This window comes from Paenibacillus sp. R14(2021) (genome assembly GCF_019431355.1).
Lineage (GTDB): Bacteria > Bacillota > Bacilli > Paenibacillales > Paenibacillaceae > Paenibacillus_Z.
In genome coordinates this window covers 4308782-4332500 of record NZ_CP080269.1, presented here as the reverse complement: position 1 = coordinate 4332500, position 23719 = coordinate 4308782, and the positions used below count along the sequence as shown (strand labels likewise).

Below are 23719 nucleotides of genomic sequence, written 5' to 3'. Positions count from 1 at the left end.
TACGTTTCCTAAACAGCTGCATCCAGGTTCATGCATTAACATGGCCATCCTCCAAAAAGGGATGAACGAAGGCCTGCTGCACCGACCATTATTGAGATACCTTGGCTGCAGCATTGTTATGCGCAAGTTTCATTTGCTTCTGCTGCGCGAGACTGAAGTAAGAGAGAAGCGCAAGCAGACTTGTCGACAAAATGATGACCCCCATTGGAACCGCGGAATTCTCCCCGGCAATGCCTACTAATGGAGAAGTGCATGCTCCCAGGACGAATGGCAGCAAGCCAAGCAGTGCCGATGCGCTTCCCGCTCTCTGACCTTGGGATCCAATCGCCAGAACAAATGCCGCCGTTGACGTCATGCCAATGGACGCTACGAAGAAGAACAACGGAATAACTAATGCTAGTAATGGACCGTGCATGAGAATAACGAGCAAAGCCGCAAAGCTTGCCATGCAAGATATCAGCAAACCAAGGACGACAAAACGGCGTTCCGAGAACGACTTGCTGAAGCGTCCAACGGCTTGCGAACCGATGATTAAGCTTATCCCATTGGATGCGAACAACAGCGCAAACAGCTGCGGGGAAGCTCCGTAAATATTTTGGTAGATGAACGGCGTCCCTGATACATAGGCGAATACGCCGCCGATCATAATGCCTTGCGCAAGCGCGAAGCCTATAAACTGCCGGTCCTTAAACAGTCCCTTAATGCCGGTAAATAGTTCTCCGAAGTTGCCGGATACCCGATTCTCGGCACGCAAGGTCTCCTTTAAATTCATCGTAGCCAATATAACGAGCAGCAAGCCGACAAAACCCAGTACGACGAAGACGCCAACCCATGTCGTAAAGGAGATCACGCCGCTGCCCGCCATCGGTGCAATCATCGGGAACAAATTATTAACGAGTACGAGCATCGAGAAAAATTTCGTCAACTCCGGTCCGCTGTACATATCGCGTACAATGGCTCTCGATATGACGATTCCCGCAGAGGCGGCGAATCCTTGAATAAACCGCGCAGCTATAAACCAATAGATGTTCGGGGCGATCGCGCAGGCAAACGAAGCGGCCAAATAGAGCAACATCGAAATAATAATAGGTTTCCGTCTTCCATGAACGTCGCTTAACGGTCCCATAATAATTTGGCCTAGCGCTAAGCCGATGAGGCATGCCGTCAAACTAAGCTGAACGACTGAAGCTTCGGTTCCGAAGCTAGCGGCTATAGCCGGAAATGACGGCAAATACATATCAATCGTAAGCGGGCCAAGTGCCGAGAAAGCGCCTAACAACAAAACTAACCTAATGCGGTCGTACTTTCGAACTGCAGACATTGCTGATTTTCCCCTAACTTTAATTCTTAATTTATAAGGATTATAAACTAGCCAACTGGCTTCATTATAGCCCTGTATGGCGGTTGTCAGCAAAGCTTATTATTGCACTTTCAGCAGCATCCCTTATAGATTGGTTCATCCATACCATCATCGCGTTTGCAGCAAGTCCTCCCGCGCTTGCTTAAGCGCGTCTTCGAGCGTACCTTCAACGATCGTTATAGGGATCGAAAGCATCACGTTCACGGGGAGACCGAAGTTCTCCACGCGCATGCCGTCCTCATAAAGACCGGTTGCAGCTTGCGTCTCCGGGAGAAGCTTCTCTGCCATTGCTCGATTGTCCGAGAGGAAGCCATACAGCTTCTTACCCAATCCATAGCCGAGCCCGCATTCGAAGACAGTCCCCGAGTCAGGCTCCTTGCCCCGAAAAGGATTCAAATTGGCAATGATAATATCCGCTTTCTGGACCAGCTTCACGTTTCCATCGAAGATCAATTTCGCGGTCTCGAGCGGATCAGGCTGCGGCGTAATGTCCTTATCAAGCGGAAAGATCCCCTCAAAGCCGTAGTCCTTGCACAGCTGTTTCATTCGAACACCCGTCTCTACCGCATCGGTCTGAAACACTTCAAATCCTGCCATATACACTTTCGGTTGCATGTGAATTTCTCCTTTTGCCGCTAATTAGTACGCCCAATTCCCTTGTCGGAAAACAGGCTCGATTGTCCCATCAGGCAGTTCTCCGTCAATATCGAGCGTCGCGCAGCCGACCATAAAGTCGACGTGCGTCAGACTTACATTCGCACCCCGCGCCAGAAGTTCTTCACTGGAAAGCTTTGTTCCATCTTCTATATTTACGGGATAAGCACTTCCAAGCGCAAAATGACAGGAAGCATTCTCGTCGATGCCCGTATTATAGAATACTCTGTTTAAATTCGATATCGGGGAATCATGCGGCACTAATGCGATCTCGCCGAGATAAGCTGCACCTTCGTCCGTTTCGAGCAGCGATGTTAAATGTTCACGACCCGAATCGGCATCATACGCAGTCACTTTGCCGTCCTTGAACGTAAACGTGATCCCCTCGACAAGTCTACCGTTCAAATTGAGCGGAAATGTACTTCTTACTGTTCCGTTCACGCCGGCACGATGCGGCATGGTGTACACCTCTTCCGTCGGCATGTTTGCGACAAAATAGATGCCCTTCTCATTCTCGCCGCCGCCGCCGCGCCAAATATGGCCTTCAGGCAGCTCCACTCGCAGATCCGTTCCCGGCGCACGATAACGGAGACTCTTGTAACGTTTGGCATTCAGTTGATCTTGGCTCTTCTTCAAATGATTAATATGCTCGCGCCAAGCAGCTTGAGGATCGTCCGTGTTCACGCGTACCATTGCGAATATCGCTTCCCACATCGCATCCACGCGCTGTTCCTCCGGAAGGTCGGCAAACACTTTGTTCGCCCATGCGCGAGTTGGGGCTTTGATCAGCGACCAGCTGATTTTGCTATTGCGCGTATACGTCGAATATTCCTTTCGCGCGATAGCCGCAGACTTGACCGCCGCCGATACTTTGGAAGAATCGATACCTTGGAACAGGTCCGGATTGGGTACTTTGATATGCAGGATCGCCCCGCCCTCTTCGGCAAAATGGACCATGCTATCGGCCAGCCATTGCGGATAATAATCGAAGGAATCATCCGAGGCCTTCTCATATCGGGCACGAGTGACCGCATCATCGTCCCACTCCACAATGACAAATTTGGCTCCTGCCTCATAAGCTTTCGCCACAATTAATCGGGTAAGTTCAGCCGTTTCGATCGGGGCATGTACGATAAGCACTTGCCCGACTTGAATATTCACCCCAACCTTGACGACCAATTCAGCATATTTATTTAACTTCAACTCAAAAGTCTCCATTCACCGAACTCCTTTCTAAACCTTTCTGCATACATCTAGGCTGTTGTTAACAATAATAAGAGGCTGTATGGACTAGGATACCAGATGGTTGGCCGCTTTGCATTCGTGCTAACCGGCCCCCGCCAATGCTCGCGCAGGTCAGTAGACATCATTTCTACTGGGACGACTCGCTTATTTTGCCCACACAAAAACCCAACCTCGTTCGGTTGGGTTAATTCATGCCCCTTACTCCTTCACGGCACCCAGCATAATGCCGGATACGAAGTACCTTTGCAGAAAAGGGTATACCATCAGCATCGGCACCATTGCGATAAACACCTTGGCCGAATTCAGTGTCCGGTTAGACAGCTCCGACAGCTTCTTATATTGTTCGGGAGTCAGACTGGTTCCGACCGGAATGTTGACGACAAGCTGCTGGATATAGGTTTGGAGCGGATATTTATCCGCTGTGTTCATCAGCACCAATCCGTTAAAGAACTCGTTCCAGTGATATACGCTAAGGAACAACGCCACTGCAGCAAGCACCGGGATGGAACATGGGATATACACCCGGAACAAGATCGACCAAGGACCGGCACCGTCGACTACTGCCGCCTCATTCAGCTCCTTCGGCAGATTGCGGAAGAAGTTCATGATCAGGATCACGTCGAATACCGGTACGCCTCCGCCGAGCACTAACGCCCAGATCGTATTGATCAGATGATAGTTTTGAATGGTGAGGTACCACGGGATCAATCCCCCGTTAAACAGCATACAGAAGACAAGGATCCACATGAACGTATTGCGCATTTTGAAATCTTTCTTAGGCCTTGCCAGCGGGTAAGCCATTAATACCGTCATCAGCAAGGAGAATGATGTGCCGAGCACGGTGCGCTGGATGGAAATCCAGAACGCGTTAAAGAATAAGCTGTCGTTGATAATTTCCTTATACGGCGTCAGGGAGAAGCCGATGGGATAAATGGTAACCAAGCCTGCATTAGCGGCGGACTTGTCGGAGATCGATACACAGAACGTGTACCACAGCGGGTAGATACAGCTAATAAGCAGGAGGCCGAGGACGATGATATTGGCAATTTCAAACGTCCGTGAGCCTAACGTTGTATTTCTGACCAATGCAGCGTCCTCCTTCAGAATACCGTGTAATCGGCATAGCGATACGCCAGACGATAGGATATGAAAATCAGCACAAAGCTAATGACCGACTTGAACAACCCAGCAGCCGTCGCCAGCGAGAACTGAAGATTTTGCAAGCCCAGCCGGTATACCCATGTATCCAAAATATCTCCGGTTGAATACACAAGCGGGTTATACAGGTTATACACTTGGTCGAATCCGGCGTTCAGCACGTTGCCTAGACTCAAGACGCCAAGCAAAACAACCGTAGTTGTCAGCGCAGGCATCGTGACGTGCCTGATCAGCTGCCAGCGGTTAGCGCCGTCAATGGCGGCCGCCTCATACAGATTAAGATTGATGCCTGTCAGCGCCGCAAGATAGATAATTGCGTTATAGCCGAACTCCTTCCACACGTCGCTGCCGATAATCAATTGCCGGAATATACCGGCATCCGCCATAAATAGTTTGGGATCGAAGCCAAACATACCAATAACCGTATTCACAACGCCATAATAGCCGAAAATTCCGATTACAATCGTCGACATAATAACCCACGACAGAAAGTGCGGCAGGTATACAACGGTCTGTACCAGCTTCTTGTAGCGCAAGCTGCGAAGCTCGTTGAGCAGAATGGCAAATATGAGCGGCACGATCAAATTAAACACGATTTTGCCGACAGCGATGATAAAGGTATTGATGATAACCGTCTTGCTGTCATTCAGCTGAAACATATACTTGAAGTTTTCCAGCCCGACCCACTCGGACTTGAACAGTCCCGTTCCTGGATTATAATTCTGAAATGCCATCAGAATTCCGAACATAGGCACAATACTGAACATCACAAGCCAGACCATACCCGGCAGCAGCATCAAATAATAATGCTTCTGATGGCCCAATTTTCTCATTACGGCTAACCTCCCTCTCCCTAGCAGGATAGTAAAGCTTGCGAAAAGCACCGAAACTGCCAGTGCCTTCCGCAAGCTTCTGCCTGATTACTTCTTCAAGAGTTCTGCGACTTCCGCCGTGATCTCATCTCCGCCTTGCGATTTCCAGTCCTTCACGAATTGGTCGAAGGAGTCGATCGGCGCTTGACCCAGGATGATTTTCATAACGGTCTCATCCTCCATCTTCTTCAGGTTCGCCCATTTCGTCTCCATGGTCGCGGTCTGGTTGTAGGTGACGCTGAAGACCTTCTTATCAATTGGAATCGTCGTGAACGGACGATCGCCAATCAGGAGTGAATATAGGCGCTGGAAGTCGCCGAAGTTAGCCGTGCTGAAGTTGCCGACATTCAATTCGTCGTATGGAGGTTTAACGACGTCCTTCACCTTTTTCGCATCTGCATACATCAGCTTGTATAAGCTGTTCGGCTTATTGTAATCCTCAGGCTTGGTCTCGCCCTTCAAGACTTTCAGAAGCTCCGTATACTCGTATTCCGTCTCGTTGGCCGCGGCCATAACGTTGCGAAGCGGATACCAGCCCACATTAACCGACAAATCAAAGGTCGCTTCATCGCGCACAAGCGCGTTATTCATAATCATGATGGCCTTGACGACATCCGGCTTAGCGTTCTTGCTAATAACGGTGTAGGTGCTGCCAGTTGTCTTCATATGCGAATTCCACTTGTTATCGTCGGAATAGACCGGATAGGCCTGCCAGTTCGCAGTCGGATCGTTCTTGAAGGAGTCCCCGTTGCCGTAGCCGCCATTCCACCATGGACCGAAGAAAATCCCCGTTTGATTCGCATTGATCGGATCCCCTACGTTGTCACGGGTGCCCACCTCTGGGTCAATAAGTCCTTTCTTGTACCAGTCAGCGAGCAAAGCCAACGTTTTCTTCGTATTGTCCGACGTCGTTCCGTACGATACCGATCCGTCGCCATTGTCGAGCCAGTAGCCCGGGTATGCATCCTCTGCGCCAAAAATCGGATCAAAGCCTCCCATATTGTTGGAGGAAACGAGGAAGGTCGAATAAGGGAACGAGTTTTTGGAAGGACCGGCGATACCGATCGTTTTGTCCCCGCCAAGCTTGTTATCAATAAACGCTCTCGCCGTCTTCTCGATATCCGACACCGTCTTCGGTACAGGCAGCTTCAACTTATCCAGCCAATCCTTGCGAATCCATAGGACGTGAACGCCGTCGGTATCCACCGTAATGTTTGGAAGCGCGACCATTTTACCTTTGTAGCTGGCATTCTCCAACGCACGGCCGTCGGTGCTCGCCATAATGTCCTTCACCTGCGAGGATTGATATTGATTGAAAATATCGGTGATATCGTACAACAAGCCCGAGCTGGCCGCTTTGGTCATGAAGGAACGGTCGTCGACGACCATACCGTCAGGCAGCTTGCCCGATGCGATCGTCAAGCTGACCTTCTGCTTGAAATCGTTACCGGTAGCCGCGGTCCAATCGACAATTACGTTGATGTTGTACTTGTCCTTGAGATAACGCGTGTACGGGTTGTTGCCTACGCTGTCGCCTTCCGGCAGCGTTTTGTCCGTCGGATCCACCACCATGCCGATGTGAACATCGACAGGCTTCGGAAATTTGGAGAAAGCCAGATCATCTCCCGATAGTGCCGGGGTTGTGGCGTTCGATCCTGAATTTGAAGACGCTTTCACATTATTCGATGAATTATTGTTAGAAGAACATGCTGTCAAACTTAGACCAAGCAATACGACGGAAAGCAGCGTTGCGACATTCTTTTTCATCTTAACCCTCCCCTTGGTTTCCTGCCTTCTCATTGTACATGGGAAGCGGACAAAAAAAGTCAGACGGATGTGCCGTGTTTTGCGGTGAATATGGGGTGAAGGTAGATATTTGTTCGATCGGCTGCAATCATTCATCCCCCTTATGGAATTGGGCACGGAATTCGGAGGGCAAGAGACGGGTCTGTTCATAGAAGAGCTGAGAGAAATACTTGGAATCATTGTACCCGACAGCATGAGCCACCCATGCGATCGACTGATTGGTCTCGCAAAGCAGACGCTCGGCGGCTCTCATCCGCTCTTGCCTTAAGTAATCATTAAACGTCGAACCTGTCAGCTTCTTAAAGCATTGGCTAAAATAGCTTCGGCTCATGTGCACATGATCAGCGACTTCCTCGGCATGCAGCGTATTCGAAGCCTGCTCGCGAATGAACAATACCGCCTTTAGAATACTTGTCGTCGTATTGGTGAAATCGGTGGATGCCGCAACCTGCGTATACACGCGTTTCCTGTAATCGCGCAGCCATTCAACCGCCGATCGAACGTTATCTGCATCTGACCGGAGCTCGGCATCCAGGGCGATCACCGTCTCCATTTGCGAAAGCACGCGCATAAACAGCCCTTCCAGACGGCGAAAGGAAACCTTAGCTTCTACGGTTTGTTTGCATAAGCGCTGGAAGACCGATTCATTATACAGCCAGTAGTGAGCGCGCCACTCTTGCTCCAGCCTTAACCACTCTTCTTCCTCCTGTGAGCGGATATTCGGCTCGGGGGCAGGAGAAGCCGGCGCTGACGCAGGAGTCTTGGCTGCACTACGATGCGGCATTTCGCCAGTCATCTGCTGCTGGATTCGTTTCAATATTTGCTCGTCATCCTCGGATTCCAGCCGCACCTTGGATATATAATCGAGAACCCCCATGCGATAAGCCGTCTGCACATTCTCAAACTCTTCGTGAAACGATAAGATAACGGAGCGCAGCCTCGGAAAACGTTGTCTCGTGACTTGAAGCAGCTCCATTCCCGACATGACGGGCATCGAGAGATCCACGAACATGAGATCCACCTCATGCCTTTCCATAAACTCGAGCGCCTTCGCGCCGTTCGCCGCTTCTCCAACAACAATCATATCGTGGCTCGACCAGGGCATAATCGAGATCAAGCCTTTGCGCGCAAGCTTGTCATCGTCAACAATTAATACGCGAATCAAATCGTTCTCTCCTTTCGATGCTGAAGAAAAGGAAGGTCTAACGTAACCGTTGTGCCTTGATTCGGCGTGCTCTCTATACCCATACGGGCTTTATGGCCATAAAATGATTCCAGCATGGATCGAACATAACGAAGCCCGATTCCCCATCCCGTCTGCTGCTGGTCCGGCGTGTCGCGCTGCAGCAAGGCCAGCGTCTCGTGACTCAGCCCTTTGCCATCGTCGCGGATGATGATGCGCACCATCTGCGCCGTTTCATCCGAAGAAATGCGTATTTCCAGCTTGCCGTTATCGTCAAGACCGTGACAGACGGCATTCTCCACGATGGGCTGCAGAATGAACCTCGCGACCGGGCTATCCAGATAGGCCCCTTCCTTCACGTCCAGCTGCACCTCAAAATCATGCCGCATCTGCTGCAGCTCCAGATACGTTCGCATGACCTCTATTTCCGACCTGAAGGTAGACGTTTCCTCTGATTTGCCCAAATTATAGTTAAGTAAAATAATTAATGACGATACGAATTTCTCAATCTCCGCCTGCTTATGCATAACCGCCAGCCAGCGTACCGAATTGAGTGTATTCATCAGAAAATGCGGGTTGATCTGGTAGGCAAGCTTCTCGATCTCCAGCTGATGCCGGCGCTTTTCCTTCTGCTCCACATCCAAAATCAGCTGCTGAATTTGCCGTTTCATAATATTGAACTGATCGAATATCCGGTCAAACTCATCGATCCCCGTACGATATTGGCTGGTGCCCATGTATCCCTTGCCAAACGTCCTCATTTCCCGCTCAATCAATAGAAATGGCCCGTTAATGAGCCGCCTCAAGAGCAGCGTGAGCATAAACATCATCAGGAGGGCAATGGCGAGAATCCAATACATATGGTTCTTCCATGTATAGAGCTCGTGATTGTAGTAGGAGACGGGAAGAAGCAGCGTGATGCCGTAGCCGTAATCGCCTGTCATTCGGTTCCAAACATAACCGTCCGTCACGCCCGATTGCCCGCTTAGCTCGAGTCGTTGGCCGGCAGCGAAAGCCGAAGAATTGCTGCTATAGGTCACCAAGCCCGCCGTATCGGTGAAAACAAGCGCATAGGGCATGTTTAAGCTCTCTGTAAGCGAATTCATATCTGAGGAAATGTCGGACTTAGCTTCGACATAAACGACCAGCTGCGTTCCGTCCGAAAATTTAACTTCCCGCGTCACCGACACCACCTGATCATCGCTGAATCGGCATAACGATTTATGCGGGGACTGGTATTTCAGCTCCCCCATACCGGCGACATCCGGCAAAGATGGCAGCGTGAAGTCTCCGCGCAGCGGTAAATTCGAATAAGAAGCCTGTGCGCTTGCGGTATGATAATACATCACCAGCTCCATAGCCGGGTTCGAAAACGTAATTAATCCAATATTGTAAGCAATATCGCGAGAGAGAAGCCGCTGACTATAGGCGTCCTTGGCAGAGATATAGGACTCCATCAGGTTCCCCACCGTGCCCTCCGGCGTCATCTGCTGTGTAACCTGAAGCAGGTTATTGTACATTTGATTGAGCTTTGTCGTTTGCTGGTACAGATCAAACGCCATCGAGGTCTTGATTTTATCGTGCTGCATCGTGTAGATCGCATTGTAGGAGACCGATGCCATTAAGATGGCGCATCCCACTAAGCCAACGGTCAGAAACACCATAATTCGTTTGCGGAGCGAAGAAAAACCAAATTGATTACGCAGCATTTGCAAGAAGCTTATCTTCCTCTGAACCGTTCTGGCAGACTTTATAGAGCGAATGCCGCGCACCTCCACCACTTCATAACAGCATGGAACAATATTCGCTATGTGTCGCGTTTATCCTTCCTATTGGGGAGGAAAAGGAAAAACCACATCCTTATGCGGATGTGGTTCGTGATAGTGGAGGCGAAGCATGTGCTAAACCACAATTAACGGAATGGTGATGAATTCGCGCGATAACGTCTTTGTTACTTACTTTACTTTAAGCGTATTTGTAATTTGAGCCTTGGACTTCAATTCTTCCAGCCACGCAGCAGAAAGCTCAGTAACCTTCTGTTGAAGAATCAGGTCCCGGATTTCTGCTTTCTTCTCTTCAAGGGTCGCTATTTTCGCTTCCTTGTGACCTGTCACTTTAATGATGTGGTAGCCATACTCCGTCTTTATCGGTTCACTCAGTTCGCCGACTTTAAGAGAGAACGCTGCTTTCTCAAACTCAGGGACCATTTCCCCCTTGCCGAAGAAACCAAGGTCGCCGCCGGCATTCTTACTGCCCACATCAATTGATCTTTCTTTCGCCAGCTTCGCAAAATCCGCACCTGCCTTTAGCTGCTTCATAATATCGTCAGCTTCTACTTTCGTCGAAACCAAAATATGCGAAGCTCTCACCTGCTCAGGCTGACCGAAGGTTTCTTTATTTTGCTCGAAATATTTTTTAACTTCTTCGTCAGTCACTTTCACGCGCGGCTCCAAGAGTTTGAAAATGCGAAGCTGCATCGGGATCTGTTTCTTCAAATCTTCAAGTGTTATGCCCGATTGCTGCAAAGCTGCTTCAAAATCTGCTTCAGACGGGAACCGCTTCTTGATTTTCGTGATTTCCGCGTCCACCTCTTTGTCGGTGATAACAATCCCTTTCTTTTGTGCCTCTTGCTTAACAAGCTCTTCTTGAATCAGGTTGTTCATCATTTGCTCCCCGCCAGCTGCAGCCATTGCCTCATACAGCTGGTTTTTCATAATGAACACGCCATTAACCGAACCCACAACTTCATTGCCGTCATCGCCGAGTGGAGGCTTTATTGATTTGCTAGTAACAACGACCGAATGCGATGAGGAATTGTAGCTGACGTTTGCACCGAACATCTCGGCGACAGCACGTAGAGATACGTAGGTAACACCTTTTTTTGATACAGGTTCTGCATTCGACTTCTGACCATCTACTATCAAGGTCATTTTCGTTGCGGCGTAGGCTCCTGCGCCTGCCGCGAGAGTCAGACCCACTATGACTAGTACAGTTATTCCTACTCTACGAAATATGATGCTGCCTCTACCTTCATTCATGAACTAACCTCCCGCTTGAATCAAAGCGATAATTGATAGACTTCCATAATTACTGATATTACTGTCGCTTCTGATATACCAAATGACTTGGGTGCCCATCAATTTCATACGATAATACCCTGCACCACTATCATACAACTTACGTATTTTACATCTTGGGCTAAATTGATACGTCCTGCTTCAATTAATCGGTTTTTTTCATGTTCAAATGCAAATTTTTCACCTCTAAGACTCCCAAGTCGCCTCACTGGCTTTGCGTGACAATCTTGATCGCATTCGACGGTGCATCCCAGATGACGGCATAACCGAATGCTTCGCTAACGAAGCGCAGCGGCACCAGCGTTCGGCTGCCGATCACCTTTCCTGGCACATCTAATTGGACTGTCCGGCCGTTAATGTCCGCACGGAGCTCCCCAATTTTGTAGGTCAAACGCGTCTTGCCTTTCGCAGCCTGGATGATCTTCGTTCGTGCATCATAGTTCAACGTTGCCCCTAGACCGGTGAAAATCTCGCGCATCGGCACAAATAATCTGCCTTGAAATTGTTCCGGCTTCGCTTGCAGTGCCAGTTTGTCCTGGTCCAAATAAATGGCAATGTCTGCGCTGCTTGCAGCCTTATCGGACATCCGCTCCTCGAATGCTATGATGAATCCTTCCGTTGTCCCGTCCTTCTGAACAGCCGCATATCCGGTATAGAGCATACCCGCTTCATCCGCAATAACCGACGCTTTCGTAACGACTCTCCCCGAAGACGATGGCTTATACAAAAGCCGCTGGGTCCCGGTCATGCTCCAAGCACCAAGCTCGCCCTTTTCCAGCCAGCCATAAGCAGCACCGTTTCTGGGAGATATCAGTAATCGTCCCTGTACGTTCCCGCCTGCACGGAAGGACTGCTGCTCTCGCCCCGCAAAGCTCAGCACGTGGACAGTGTCATAGTACGTGTAATAAATCGAACGATTCCATATCGTTAAATCGCTTGGGCTCGATACCATATGCAGCGACGAGCTCCATTTCAGCTTACCTTCCCGCGAGACGACGAATAATGAATTCTTGCCGACAATAATATCATTGTCCGGTGTAATCGACGGCGCTTCATTTATCGGCTCCAGACCGTCCAGCTTCAATTGCCAGAGAGGCGCGCCTTCCTTGTCGAAGGCATGAAGGATCGAATGGAACATTGGCGGAACGGGAGGTACAGCGCCCGAACCCGGCTGAATGTCATCCATGGTCAGGTCCGTGCTCACGACATAGGAATTCCCATCTGCATCTAAAGCAATCGGCGACAGCCGGTTAGAAGGCTTCGCAATTGTCACGTCCCATAGCCTATGGCCTTGGGCATCGATCACATATAGCCTTCCCCCCTCAAGGTCCGTCACATAAAGGTTGCCTTCATGCAGCACGGGCTGTCCTGACAAGCGGATGCCCGGCAAGGAAAACTCCCATTTTAGTGTTCCTCGTTCAGCATCGATGGCCAGCAATCCTCCGTCTGCAGCATACAGCGTGCCGTCGTTTCCGATAGTCGGAGGAAATAACGCGTCCTCCAAAGGGACCGTCCACAGCCGGCTGCCATCTTCATTCCATGCGGTCAGGTTGTCGCTCCGGCCATCCAGATACGGGGCGCTCAAGCCTGTCATGTAAAGTTGGCCATTCTGACCCTTAACGGGGGTCGTCGGGATGAAAGGCCCAATCGACTGCTTCCACTTCATGGCGATCGAAGCTGTGTTGGCGTCAGCCTTCGCACTGGTCGTACCTGCCGTTACAGTCCATACGGATAATGCGCATGCAGCAATAAGCAGCCCTTGCTTAACGCTTCTCTTTACTCTTCCGTTTCTCATCTAACCCCGCCTATTTGGAAAATAATAGAACTACCTTGCAAGTATAGTTAATGTCCCGCGATAGCGTCAATGCATATATTTAGTGTGATTAAAAACCTTGCGATTGCTGCTTATTCGGATGATGACGAATTCTCAATTACATGGATATTGGATTTCTAATCGGAGCGGAGAAAGAAAAATCAAGGAAAAGCAAAAACCCGACCTCATGCGGTCGGGTTTTATCGTTGGCAGAGACGATCAACTATTCGGTCCGCTGCTACAGGCAGCACTTTTTGTGCTTTTTCCCGCTCCCGCATGGGCACGGTTCGTTTCTACCGATTTTCGAGGATGCCGACGGGAATTGAACGACGTTGCCAGTATTCGTACTCGGACTCGGCGCCGGCCTTAGCTCAGCAGGCGTAAAGCCGCGATTGGACCACATTCTCGTCGTGTTGTTCACATTAATAATGAGCGGCATAATATCTTGCAGCTGCTTCTTGCTCAAGCGAATCTTGCGGTTCTCAAACTCTTCCATGATGACGCTAAGCGGCTCTTCCATCGAGCATACAAGCTGGATATCATCCACGATCGCTTCAGCTAACCGCTCTCCTTTGCCCAACTGCTGCATGATATAGCCCTTCAATGCCTCGAGCTGAGGCGTCATCTCGAAATAATCGATCTCCGCATACCGCAGCAGCTCTTCCTTAGGCGGAATGTAGTACGGCTTGTCCTTTACGCTCTCTAAGAACGCCTCGTAGTCGTCCAGGCTTTCTCCATCTAAGCCATCGCTAAATAGAAACCCGCGCTGAACATCCCAGGTCAGCACCTTATCCGTGACGGATAGGCGGATCCGATTGAACTGCTCCTCCGTCAAGCTGCTGCCATTCTGATCGTTGATAATCTCAATAAGCTTCTGCACAGGGCAGATACCGTACAGATTAGCCGCTGCTTCTGTATATCGCAGCACCAGCTGGCTTACACCGCGTTCTTCACGGAACGATTTCTGATCCAGCTGCTTGTACGCAGCCTTGACTTCCTCCGGCATGACAAAGAACAGCTTGTCCTGTTCCAGGAAGCTGAACACCAAGCCTTTATCCATCAAAAACAAGTAGGCATCGGCAAATACAGCATTATCCTGAATATACGGAGCTTGGAGAAGCCGGTTCACAAACTCCCACTCCTGCGTCTCGGCCGTAAGGAAAGTCGACCGTACTTGAACTGCATTCGTAATTCGCTCGTAAAGCGCATCCGCGAGCTCCTGCTTCTTCAGCTTGGAGCGTCCCGCAAGCGCGCAATTTGCAGCAATGAAATTCAACCGATCTTTTGTCAGCCGTGCAAGGATACCCTTTAAACTCGTCACGACTGTTCCTTTGATCGCATTGTTCACGTTCAGCTGCAGCATCTCTTTTTCCAAATCCAAATCCATTCCAAAACTCCTTTACAAGTCAACCCATATATAAATTGTACCCTAACCCAGCTCGTAATTGAAGGGCATGGCAGTATTAGACAATTTGGTTCTGCGCCGAAAGTCTATGAAGCTTGAGGTCATTCTCCGATTACAAGCCAGCAAAAGCCAAAAACCACATCCTCATTCGGATGTGGTTTTACATGGCGGAGGCGAAACGCGGCTACGCAAAATTACAATTCGCTTTACTGGAAAAACTCATTAAATAGTTGAATGGTTTCCTGCGGTTTCTGCTCTGCGATCCAGTGTCCTGCTCCTTCTAATTTCACCGTTTTTACATCAGTCGCATATTGACGCAAATGTGCATCAAGATTACGGAAAGTGGAATCAAAACCTGCAATACCGAGAACTGGCATTGATAATTTTGGATAAGTTTTGAAATCTTCAATATCTTGCCTGAATGTTTTATACCACCCGTTGCTTGCGCGAATGGCTTCAGCACTTGAATATGCCGCATAGTAGGCTTCTTTGACCTCTTTGGTCATAGGAGGCTTGTTGCCATAGGCCAAATAGTCAAAGAGCCAATCTTGATAAATACGCATTCCATTCCCTTGCAGCAATTTCTCAGGCAATTCTGGAACAGAATTCAGTCCAAACCACCAAGGGTAAATAGGATGGTCTTTAACGCTTGTATCGTACACCCCCGGCGGCGGCAAGAGAGGGAGTTCCAGATAGCGTTCAGATGGATGAACAACATCCAACACAGCTAGTTTTGTCGTAGCTTGAGGGTAATTGGCTGCGTAAGCATAAGCAACAAATGCCCCAATGTCATGTCCTGCCATATTAACTTTCGAATAGCCTAGCTCTTTGACCAAGGCATAGACATCCGACGCCATTGTTTTCTTGTCATAGCCTGATGCAGGCTTGTCAGAGCTGCCCATTCCACGATATTCAACGACATAAACATGATATTTCTTTGCTAGTTCCGGCATAATTTTGTGATACGCATACCATGTTTGCGGCCAGCCTGGAAGAAGGAATAGCGGTTCACCCTTACCCCCTTCAACATAGTGAAGCTTAATTCCATTTACTATTTTGTATCCGTTTTTGAATCCTGGAACTGTTTTGACGAGTTCCTTATCAGAATAAGCCCTGTTTGCGGGTGCATCATTATTCTGGTTCTTGTTTGTTGTGAAAGCTGTAATAAGGGCTGACACAAGCGCTAACGACAGAAAAAATGCACCAAATTTGGCATACCTTCTCGCTGTTCCTTTTGACATAATATCCTCCAATAAAAATATTTTGGTTGCTACAACATCTAGTTTTTTCCCCCGTTTACAACAATTACAATTCCCCTTTGCAAGGTGAGGTATTCATGAGTTCAGATACCGATTTGTTTCTTCATATATGAAGGAGAATGGTTGTAAAGAAAAAATAGTGGGACCCGAGAGTGCTCGCTCCCACCAGCAGGAAACTGGACAATAATTATGAGGTTAATTGTCTAGCTCTATAAAGTCAACAGCGCCTGAATAGGCACCTACTAACAACAATAATACATCTTTATATAACAAAAATTTATTGTAAAACAATAAACATTGTATTAGAATCTAATTAATCAGTGAAGTACTCACAAGCTTCAGACATCACCATATAGAAGGAGGTCTATCATGAGCAATGAACCTGTCATCAGCTTGCGTCAAGTAACAAAACGAATCGGCCGTTCCACGGTCATTGATAACCTAACGTTCGATGTTCCGCAGGGCGAAATTTTCGGATTTCTGGGGCCCAACGGTGCCGGCAAGACGACCACCATTCGCATGATGGTTGGCTTAATGTCCATTACCGAAGGCGAAATCTTCATCAAAGGGAAAAATATTAAAAGCGAGTTCGAGCAAGCGATCCGTCATGTCGGAGCCATCGTGGAAAATCCGGAAATGTACAAGTATTTGAGCGGCTACCATAATCTCGTTCATTACGCGAGGATGGTGCCTGGCGTGACCAAGGAACGCATCGATGAGGTAGTCAACCTCGTTAAGCTGGACAATCGGATCCGTGACAAGGTTAAGAAGTATTCTCTGGGGATGCGTCAGCGATTGGGCGTAGCGCAGGCGCTGCTGCATCGTCCGTCACTGCTCATTCTGGACGAGCCGACCAATGGGCTTGATCCGGCAGGCATTCGCGAGCTTCGCGATTATTTACGCCTGTTGACCCGCACGGAAGGCATTACCGTTATTGTCTCCAGCCATTTATTGTCCGAGATGGAGCTGATGTGCGATCGAGTTGCCATTCTCCAACAGGGCAAGCTGGTCGATGTGAAACCGATTCATGAGTTTGTTCAGACGGCAGACCAGATGCAAACCTACGCCATTGAGGCAAAGCCGGTCGAACGCGCACTAAATGCAATGAAGGCGATTGAGTATGTGAAGGAAGTAAAGGCTCTTCCTGAAGGGCTGCAGTTTATGGCTGAGAAGGAGCGGATTCCAGATATCCTGATGGATCTGATGAGATTAGATGTCAGAATCTACGGTGTTCAAGCACAACGTCAATCCTTGGAGGATCGATTTTTAGAGATAACTGGAGGCGGACGAATTGGTTAGTCTGTTGTTGAACGAAAATATGAAGCTGTACCGCCGGATCCGGACGTGGATCATGATCGGAGTGATGATCGTTATTCTTGGCTTTGTGAACTTCTCGGTATGGTATGACTACAGTAATGATGCGCAGAGCGGTACTTGGCAGGAGCATGTTGCCGCGAAGAAACAATCCCGACTGCAAGCTCTGCAAAAGCCGGACCTGAACAAGGAAAGTCGAAGTTTAGATGAAGAGACGGTCGCCATATACGATTATCAGCTTGAGCACGATATTCGGCCGGCCGAGGGCACGATGTGGATGGGGATCCATGTATCAACGAACTTTGTGCTATTGATTACGCTATTTACCGTTATTGTCGCAGGGGACAGCATGGCGGGTGAATTCTCCTCCGGCACGATTAAGCTGCTGCTGATACGACCAAACAGCCGGCTAAAAATTCTTCTGTCTAAATATGTGTCCATGATTCTGTTCGGGATCACGCTCCTGATCATCCTGTTTATCGTATCTATCTTGATCAACGGAACGCTGTTTGGATTTGGGCACATCAACTTGCCGTTGTTAGGTGTAAATGCTGACGGAGATGTTATGGAACAGAACATGGTTGCGAACCTGTTGCAAACGTACTTGTTTAAAGGGGTATCGACGATTATGTTTGTTACAATTGCCTTCATGATTTCAACCGCGTTTCGCAGCAGTGTGATGGCCATAGGGTTCTCCCTCTTTGCTATGTTTGCGGGTAATATCGCTACGGAATTCCTCCGACCCTATGTCTGGAGCAAGTACATTTTGTTTGCGAATATCGATCTGACCCCCTATTTATCAAGCCACCCATTTCAAGAAGGGATGACCCTTACTTTTTCCGTTACTGTATTGAGCGTATACTTCATATTCTTTAATCTGGTCTCTTACCTCGTATTTACGAAGAGGGATGTTGCAGCTTGACCGTGAGGGCATGCAGCCCATTTCATAGAGCACTCCATGGATAAGCTGAAATACAAAGCAAAACCACATACTTGCCTCATCTGAACGAATACTCCATAGATTAGTCGATTTGTAAAAGCCAAAAACGATCACTCCCCGGCATCCAAAATGCCGGAAAGCGATCGTTTTGTTTAATCATCGCATGAACTTGCAACGACTTTATTGATTTTTCTTTTCCATGGCTTTGAGCAAAGTCGCTAGCATCTTGGCCGCTTCTCCTCTAGTTGCGCTCTTTGCTGGCGAGAACTGATTACCCGGCATGCCGCTTATAATCTCGGCTTGCTGCGCCTTTTTCACAGCTTCGCGCGCGTAGGCGGAAATGTTGGCTTCGTCCTTGAAATGAACCGGCGGCGCACTGTCCTCCAAGGTGTATCCGAGCAAGTCGGACAGTCTTACGAGGATAACCGCCATTTGTTCCCTTGAAATTTTCTCGTTAGGAGCAAAGGCATTCGGCTTAACCCCAAGCACAATGTTATTCTTCTTTGCCCATTCTACGTAAGGCGAGTACCAGTCGCCTTGCTTGACGTCGGCGAACGAGCTGTTCGTGAAGGCGGACACGTCCGCTCCGGCGGCTCTGGCGATCAACTTGACGAATTCGCCGCGCGTGATCGCGTTATTCGGCAAGAACTGGCTGTCGTTAACGCCGCCGATAATGTCCTTACCCACCAGATAATAGATGTCCGCTTTCGCCCAGTGAACGTCGGCGTCTTTGAAATCCAAGATCTTTTGCGTCGTTAGCATGTATTCGGCCGACGTCGAGGAAGCGAAAGGAACCGCTACGTTTCCGTTTTCGTACACGGTAAGCTCGGATACGAGTACAGGAGCTTGATCGGCGGAATTTACCGCGTAGAAGAACAGCTTTTTGCCCGCTTGTTCTTTGCTCGTCGGGATTTCAAGCGTCATCTTCCCCGGAAGAGCTCCGTTTTGGTTGAGAGAAAAGCCCAGAACGACCTTCTTTTTATTGACTTGAACTGGGGTCGAAATTTTCCCTGCGGGAGCTTGATTTGTGATGTTAACGCCCAAGTCTACGTCAGCGTTAGGATTCGTGATGTCCGAGCCATTGACTTTCCATTTGTAGCCGTTGCCCACGAACGTCATCGTCGCGTTCTTGTCTTTCGCGAGTTCCGCGAAGACGTCGGATTTCACGACGCTGTCCTTGGTAAGATCGACGTCCGGTTTAGTCGGAGGCGCGATCACGATCGGACCGGAAGGCGTAGTCGGCTTAGCAACGATTTTCGTGATGGCCGTCGCCTTCAAACCGCTAAACGTAACCGTAATTTCTTCGTCGCCTTCGGCATCTGCGATGATAACTCCATCATCTTGCATGTGTGCCTTTCCGTTCTTGAAGCTGTAGGTAACGTCCTTCGCGTCAAGGGCGTAAACCGCGCCGTAAGCGTTGGTCGCTTTAATCGTCGGGATGAACGTACCCCCGACTTCAGGTTCCGCAGGAACGGACAAATCGAGCTTGACCGGCTTGACGTCCGCCGGCTTAACCGTCTCGACCGAAATAGAGTTGCTCTTTCCTCCAGATGTTGACGTAATGATTGCCGTACCGGAAGACTTTGAAGTTACAACTCCATTTTCATCCACCGAAGCTACGTCTTCATTGCTGGATTTCCAGTCAATCCCAACCAATTTGCGGTTATTGATTTGAGTCAAGTAATTAGCAGGATACTCTCTGAAGTCCCCGAACAAATCCATTTGGACTTGGGATCCGATTACAGTGTTCATTTTGCCCGAGATAATCGCGTCGTTATGAATATAAACCTTCGTCAAGAGAGGGTCGAAGGTGTACTTCATCTTGCCGCCCGAAACCGTCATCTTGCCGGTGCCGAGCAAATCTCCATCGCTATGCGGGAGGTACGTCTTGTCGGCACCGTTACCCGTAATGATGTATTTGACTCCGCCGACTTCCCAATTTTGAAGAGAATGCAAATGTCCGAAAATGCTGTAGATATCCGTGTCCGGATGCTCGAGCTTATAATCGCTCAGAATAGACTCGTATCTCGCGGCGTCCTTCGGATCCATTTCATGCTTGGTGCCGAATGCGTCGCGCGTAATCACATGGTCAAGAACGATAATGTTTTTCTTCGTATTCTTCTTCAAGACTTCTTCCAACCAATGGAATTGGGTAGAATCCGATAAGGTAAGACTTTGGATGTATGCCGAGTTCAACATGATGATCAGCGTATCCCCATAGTCGAAATGCATCGTCGGAGAACCGAATTTCTTATAGTAGATATCCAAGGTGTTCTGGAACGCTTCATGATTACCCGCCAATACGAAGAACGGCTTAGACCCAGGGTCCCCGAAATACTTGTTGACGAAATTCGAAGCGTCGTCATACTGCTTCTGCGATCCGTCATCCACGATGTCGCCCATGTGCAGGACTAACGAAGAATCATCCGCTGCAACCTTAGCGAACAATTTATCGGTAAACGCGTTGCCTTGCGTATCCGGAATAAGCGAGATTTTGAAGTTATCTCCATCTTGCGGTTGCGAGATCGAGGCCAGAGACAATTGATCCTTATAAGTCGGCATGGCGTTCCCGGCTTTATCCCGAGCATTGATTCTTAGGCTATACTCGCCATTCGCCAAGTCGCTTGTCGGTTCGGCATATCCCCAACCCGTGTCGGCGTCGTAATAAACAGGCATCTCGATATTATTCATCCGAACGGAAATGCTCGCCGGATCCACTTGCGATTTGCTGTCCAATAGCTTGAACGTGATCCTCGGCGTAGGGATTTTAACTTTGACGTCCTTCGTAGGCGTTACGTCCGTCATCGTCGGAGCTTCCTCGTCCGGAGTCAAATCCACATGGTACGTTTTGTCGATATAGGGAACGGATTCGTTGGGGGTTAACGCTTTGTCGTAGGCGTCTATGAATACGCTGTAATCCCCTTGGGTTAGATTTTCCAGCTTGAAGCTGAGGCGACCCGTGACTTTATCGTACGTGTAATCCTTATAATCCACGTCATTGATTTTTACCGTTATTTTGTTCACGTCTACCCCGGAGAGACTATCGGTAATCGTTGTCGAGAAATCAAGGGTATCGCTGAACAAGCCATCCGACGAAGGACTTGTGTCCGTAAACTCCGGACCGCTAGTATCCGTTACATCGTCCGTATAAATATATTTCATATCATCGAAATAGACCGTACCGGAATAGGCCGGCTTCGATTTCGTCGTCTCAACCATGTACACATAGTTAAGCGTAATCGGCAGCTTCCAGCCGTCAGGGACAGGGACCTCTAGATATTTCCAACCAACCCAGTTGATGTCGTCCGTTTCCGTTGTCAGGTCGAGCGTTTTATCCGCGCCGCCGGATGAATCTCTAAATATCGCCCTTAACCAAGGAGCCTTGCCGTCCCCGTATACCCAAATTCCGAATTTTTTCGGATAAACATCGGTCTTATACGTGGAAAGCATTTGATCCGCAAGAGAATCGGGCCATTTCGCGCCCTTATACCAGTGCGGGATCCAGTTCAGCGTTCCGTTCGAATTTTTGTTTGTCCACTTGCTAAGGTCATAATCGAATTTAAAGCTATTGCTTCCCGAATGCTTAACCGCCGTCGAGATGCTCAAGTACGTGCTTGTTCCTGCGCTTCCCGCATATTGAGAAACACTACCAAAACCGATTCCGCTTAGATGGTAACCTTCGATCGGGTACGTCTCGAAATTGTCGATGACCTGCTCTTTGATACCGACCGTGACTTGTGTTGTTAACGTCTTACCTGCAACCGTTACCGTAAGCGTTGCCGTGCCGTTACTATCGTTGGAAGTGACCAAACCGCTCTCGTTCACGGTACCGATACTGCCGGAAAGACTCCACGTTGCCACGGACGGGTCGATGTAAACCTGCCCCCCGGTTGCATCGGTAGCGACAAGTCCGAACTGCTTTTTCGCGTTATTGTTCATAACCACGTTGGTGCTCGCTAAAGCAAGGGTAGCCACGGTATCCACGACCGTTACCTTCGCGCTTCCCGTCACGCCGTCTATCGTTGCCGATACTTCTCCCGCTCCGGCTCCGGAATCCGCAATAAAATGGCCGCTCTGGTTGATGCTTCCGACCGTCGATGCCCACGTTGCGGGACCGTTGCCGCTGGAGATCGGATTGCCGTATTCGTCCGCCAACCGATAGGAGAAGTCGTATTTCGATCCGTTATAAAGCGTAATGTTCTTATCGACGACTACGTTGCCGACCGTTGCCCCTTTCGTTGCCGTGCTAACGAATAGCAGTGAGCTGGAAACGAGTCTGGATCCATTGACATCGCTAGGATGGCTTACGGTTACCGGACGATCGCTGCCGGCCGGGCGTGCGATCATCTCCGTTGAACCGCCGCCGTCCAGATTAAGCGCGTTGATGGCTCCCGCGTCTTGCAAATATTTCGCAAGATCGTCAAGACTTGTTCCAATGCTGCCGGTATAACTAGAACTTGGTTTGTCCACGGTAACCGCGATTAAGCTTCCGTCGGCCTTCATGCCCAATGCCGTATGGGCGTTAGGAGCCGTATCTCCGGTCGACAGCGCTATGCCGTCACGTACAAGCCAAGTGTTAAAGGTGATCGACGTCACGATATCGTTGTTCATAATATCGATGTTGTTCGCATCTTTGCCTGCGTACAAATCGTATTTAAAGCTAACCTCGGCGTTAGTCTGCAACGCCTCGACGATCGATTTCGATGTGCCTACGCCTTCCAGAACGACGGAGTCGTCGGGAATATCGAAGCCTTCCGTGGACGTTACATTAACGACGGTACCCGTGTAAGTTTGCCCCGGATGAACGCCGTCGAATTTGTTGCCCACGCGGATCAACGCGAAAGCGGATTTGTCCCTGTCGGCAGCGTAGTTATGCGTCATTTTTCGTGTTTTCGTAATTTTGCTCGTGTGGATGACCAAACCGTTCGTAATCTTTTGGTTTCGGTTAAGCAGGTTTACGTCGTAGACGGCCCCCGCAGCCGAGATTTTACCTTCAGCATGAACTTGGTTAATTCCCGGCTTATTCGCGTTATCCATATAAAAGCTGGTGCGATAATTAGTTGCATTTTCGTCTGGTGCCTGGCTGATAATCAGCTCGCCGTCCTTCATCATTAACCCAAGTGGATTTCCGGATGCAGGATCGATATCGTAAAAATCGCCGTCGATTCCGGCAATGACTTGATTGCCTTTCAAAATTTCCCGGTTTGCCTGATCGCCGACCGTTTCCACGGCGCTGATGGTATCGTACGCCTTGGCGGTGATGATCCTCGTATTCGAGTCAGCTGGATTAATATTCAGACGGTTAACGACGACTCGATTGTTCGGTTTATAGTAGTTATTGTATTCCTCCGAGGTAAAGCTGACGCCCGAGGAAATATTCTCGCTCTTCAGGACGTTTGCTTCGCCCAGCGTCGGATCTGCATCTGCATTGGCCGTCAAAGCGCCAATGCTTGATACATTCAGTACCATCGCGAGTGCCAGCATCATCGACGACAATCTTTTGTTTCTAATAAACCTTCTCATCATGTCTCTCCTCTTATTTTGAATAAATGATTGCTTTCTACAAATCATCCTTTTCTCAACTTTATCTATGAAACATTAACTAAACTCGAAAGTAGATCGCGTGTTGCGTT

General features: G+C 49.1%; 15 protein-coding genes. 2 read left to right on the top strand and 13 right to left on the bottom strand.

Annotated elements, in window-relative coordinates:
- Nucleotides 1-88 precede the first annotated feature (88 nt).
- From KXU80_RS20180 to KXU80_RS20125, 12 genes are all read right to left on the bottom strand, one after another.
- The gene (locus tag KXU80_RS20180) at nucleotides 89-1321 is read right to left on the bottom strand and encodes a multidrug effflux MFS transporter (RefSeq protein ID WP_219834960.1); all 1233 of its coding nucleotides are present in this window, start codon (nucleotides 1319-1321) and stop codon (nucleotides 89-91) included.
- 147 nt (nucleotides 1322-1468) lie between these two features.
- The gene (locus KXU80_RS20175; protein WP_219834959.1) at nucleotides 1469-1975 is read right to left on the bottom strand and encodes a nucleoside 2-deoxyribosyltransferase; all 507 of its coding nucleotides are present in this window, start codon (nucleotides 1973-1975) and stop codon (nucleotides 1469-1471) included.
- 24 nt (nucleotides 1976-1999) lie between these two features.
- The gene (locus tag KXU80_RS20170) at nucleotides 2000-3232 is read right to left on the bottom strand and encodes an aminopeptidase (RefSeq protein WP_219834958.1); all 1233 of its coding nucleotides are present in this window, start codon (nucleotides 3230-3232) and stop codon (nucleotides 2000-2002) included.
- A gap of 225 nt (nucleotides 3233-3457) precedes the next feature.
- A complete protein-coding gene (locus KXU80_RS20165; protein ID WP_219834957.1) occupies nucleotides 3458-4345 on the bottom strand; it encodes a carbohydrate ABC transporter permease in 888 nt (295 codons plus the stop codon).
- A 14-nt stretch (nucleotides 4346-4359) separates the two neighbouring features.
- Nucleotides 4360-5250, bottom strand: a complete 891-nt coding sequence (locus tag KXU80_RS20160; protein WP_219834956.1) for an ABC transporter permease — start codon at nucleotides 5248-5250, stop codon at nucleotides 4360-4362.
- Between the two features lie 87 nt (nucleotides 5251-5337).
- Nucleotides 5338-7056 carry an extracellular solute-binding protein gene (locus KXU80_RS20155; protein ID WP_219834955.1) on the bottom strand — a complete coding sequence of 573 codons (1719 nt, stop codon included), beginning with the start codon at nucleotides 7054-7056 and terminating at the stop codon, nucleotides 5338-5340.
- Nucleotides 7057-7183: 127 nt separating this feature from the next.
- The gene (locus tag KXU80_RS20150) at nucleotides 7184-8260 is read right to left on the bottom strand and encodes a response regulator transcription factor (RefSeq protein ID WP_219834954.1); all 1077 of its coding nucleotides are present in this window, start codon (nucleotides 8258-8260) and stop codon (nucleotides 7184-7186) included.
- Nucleotides 8257-9987: a sensor histidine kinase gene (locus KXU80_RS20145; protein WP_258171478.1), complete on the bottom strand. Its 1731-nt coding sequence runs from the start codon at nucleotides 9985-9987 to the stop codon at nucleotides 8257-8259. Before KXU80_RS20145 ends, KXU80_RS20150 begins: the two co-directional genes overlap by 4 nt.
- A gap of 246 nt (nucleotides 9988-10233) precedes the next feature.
- Nucleotides 10234-11316 carry a peptidyl-prolyl cis-trans isomerase gene (locus tag KXU80_RS20140; protein WP_219834952.1) on the bottom strand — a complete coding sequence of 361 codons (1083 nt, stop codon included), beginning with the start codon at nucleotides 11314-11316 and terminating at the stop codon, nucleotides 10234-10236.
- A gap of 244 nt (nucleotides 11317-11560) precedes the next feature.
- Nucleotides 11561-13150: a stalk domain-containing protein gene (locus KXU80_RS20135; RefSeq protein WP_219834951.1), complete on the bottom strand. Its 1590-nt coding sequence runs from the start codon at nucleotides 13148-13150 to the stop codon at nucleotides 11561-11563.
- 256 nt (nucleotides 13151-13406) lie between these two features.
- Nucleotides 13407-14555 (bottom strand): YecA family protein, encoded by a 1149-nt coding sequence (locus KXU80_RS20130; protein WP_219834950.1) that lies wholly within the window; start codon nucleotides 14553-14555, stop codon nucleotides 13407-13409.
- A 224-nt stretch (nucleotides 14556-14779) separates the two neighbouring features.
- Nucleotides 14780-15814: an alpha/beta fold hydrolase gene (locus KXU80_RS20125; protein WP_219834949.1), complete on the bottom strand. Its 1035-nt coding sequence runs from the start codon at nucleotides 15812-15814 to the stop codon at nucleotides 14780-14782.
- A gap of 387 nt (nucleotides 15815-16201) precedes the next feature.
- Between KXU80_RS20125 and KXU80_RS20120 the strand changes: the two genes are divergently transcribed.
- Nucleotides 16202-17131, top strand: a complete 930-nt coding sequence (locus KXU80_RS20120; RefSeq protein WP_219834948.1) for an ABC transporter ATP-binding protein — start codon at nucleotides 16202-16204, stop codon at nucleotides 17129-17131.
- 52 nt (nucleotides 17132-17183) lie between these two features.
- Nucleotides 17184-18068, top strand: a complete 885-nt coding sequence (locus KXU80_RS20115; RefSeq protein WP_219834947.1) for an ABC transporter permease — start codon at nucleotides 17184-17186, stop codon at nucleotides 18066-18068.
- A 198-nt stretch (nucleotides 18069-18266) separates the two neighbouring features.
- Here KXU80_RS20115 and KXU80_RS20110 read toward each other — a convergent pair whose 3' ends face one another.
- On the bottom strand, nucleotides 18267-23612 hold the full coding sequence (locus tag KXU80_RS20110; protein ID WP_219834946.1) for an S-layer homology domain-containing protein: 5346 nt from the start codon (nucleotides 23610-23612) through the stop codon (nucleotides 18267-18269).
- Between the last annotated feature and the right edge of the window lie 107 nt (nucleotides 23613-23719).

Bases quoted from the DNA above. Each gene is read 5' to 3' on its own strand.
- KXU80_RS20135 (WP_219834951.1), bottom strand. From the start codon at position 13,150: ATGAGAAACGGAAGAGTAAAGAGAAGCGTTAAGCAAGGGCTGCTTATT.
- KXU80_RS20130 (WP_219834950.1), bottom strand. From the start codon at position 14,555: ATGGATTTGGATTTGGAAAAAGAGATGCTGCAGCTGAACGTGAACAAT.
- KXU80_RS20180 (WP_219834960.1), bottom strand. From the start codon at position 1,321: ATGTCTGCAGTTCGAAAGTACGACCGCATTAGGTTAGTTTTGTTGTTA.
- KXU80_RS20140 (WP_219834952.1), bottom strand. From the start codon at position 11,316: ATGAATGAAGGTAGAGGCAGCATCATATTTCGTAGAGTAGGAATAACT.
- KXU80_RS20145 (WP_258171478.1), bottom strand. From the start codon at position 9,987: ATGCTGCGTAATCAATTTGGTTTTTCTTCGCTCCGCAAACGAATTATG.
- KXU80_RS20175 (WP_219834959.1), bottom strand. From the start codon at position 1,975: ATGCAACCGAAAGTGTATATGGCAGGATTTGAAGTGTTTCAGACCGAT.
- KXU80_RS20170 (WP_219834958.1), bottom strand. From the start codon at position 3,232: ATGGAGACTTTTGAGTTGAAGTTAAATAAATATGCTGAATTGGTCGTC.
- KXU80_RS20160 (WP_219834956.1), bottom strand. From the start codon at position 5,250: ATGAGAAAATTGGGCCATCAGAAGCATTATTATTTGATGCTGCTGCCG.
- KXU80_RS20115 (WP_219834947.1), top strand. From the start codon at position 17,184: ATGATCGGAGTGATGATCGTTATTCTTGGCTTTGTGAACTTCTCGGTA.
- KXU80_RS20120 (WP_219834948.1), top strand. From the start codon at position 16,202: ATGAGCAATGAACCTGTCATCAGCTTGCGTCAAGTAACAAAACGAATC.
- KXU80_RS20155 (WP_219834955.1), bottom strand. From the start codon at position 7,056: ATGAAAAAGAATGTCGCAACGCTGCTTTCCGTCGTATTGCTTGGTCTA.
- KXU80_RS20125 (WP_219834949.1), bottom strand. From the start codon at position 15,814: ATGTCAAAAGGAACAGCGAGAAGGTATGCCAAATTTGGTGCATTTTTT.
- KXU80_RS20110 (WP_219834946.1), bottom strand. From the start codon at position 23,612: ATGATGAGAAGGTTTATTAGAAACAAAAGATTGTCGTCGATGATGCTG.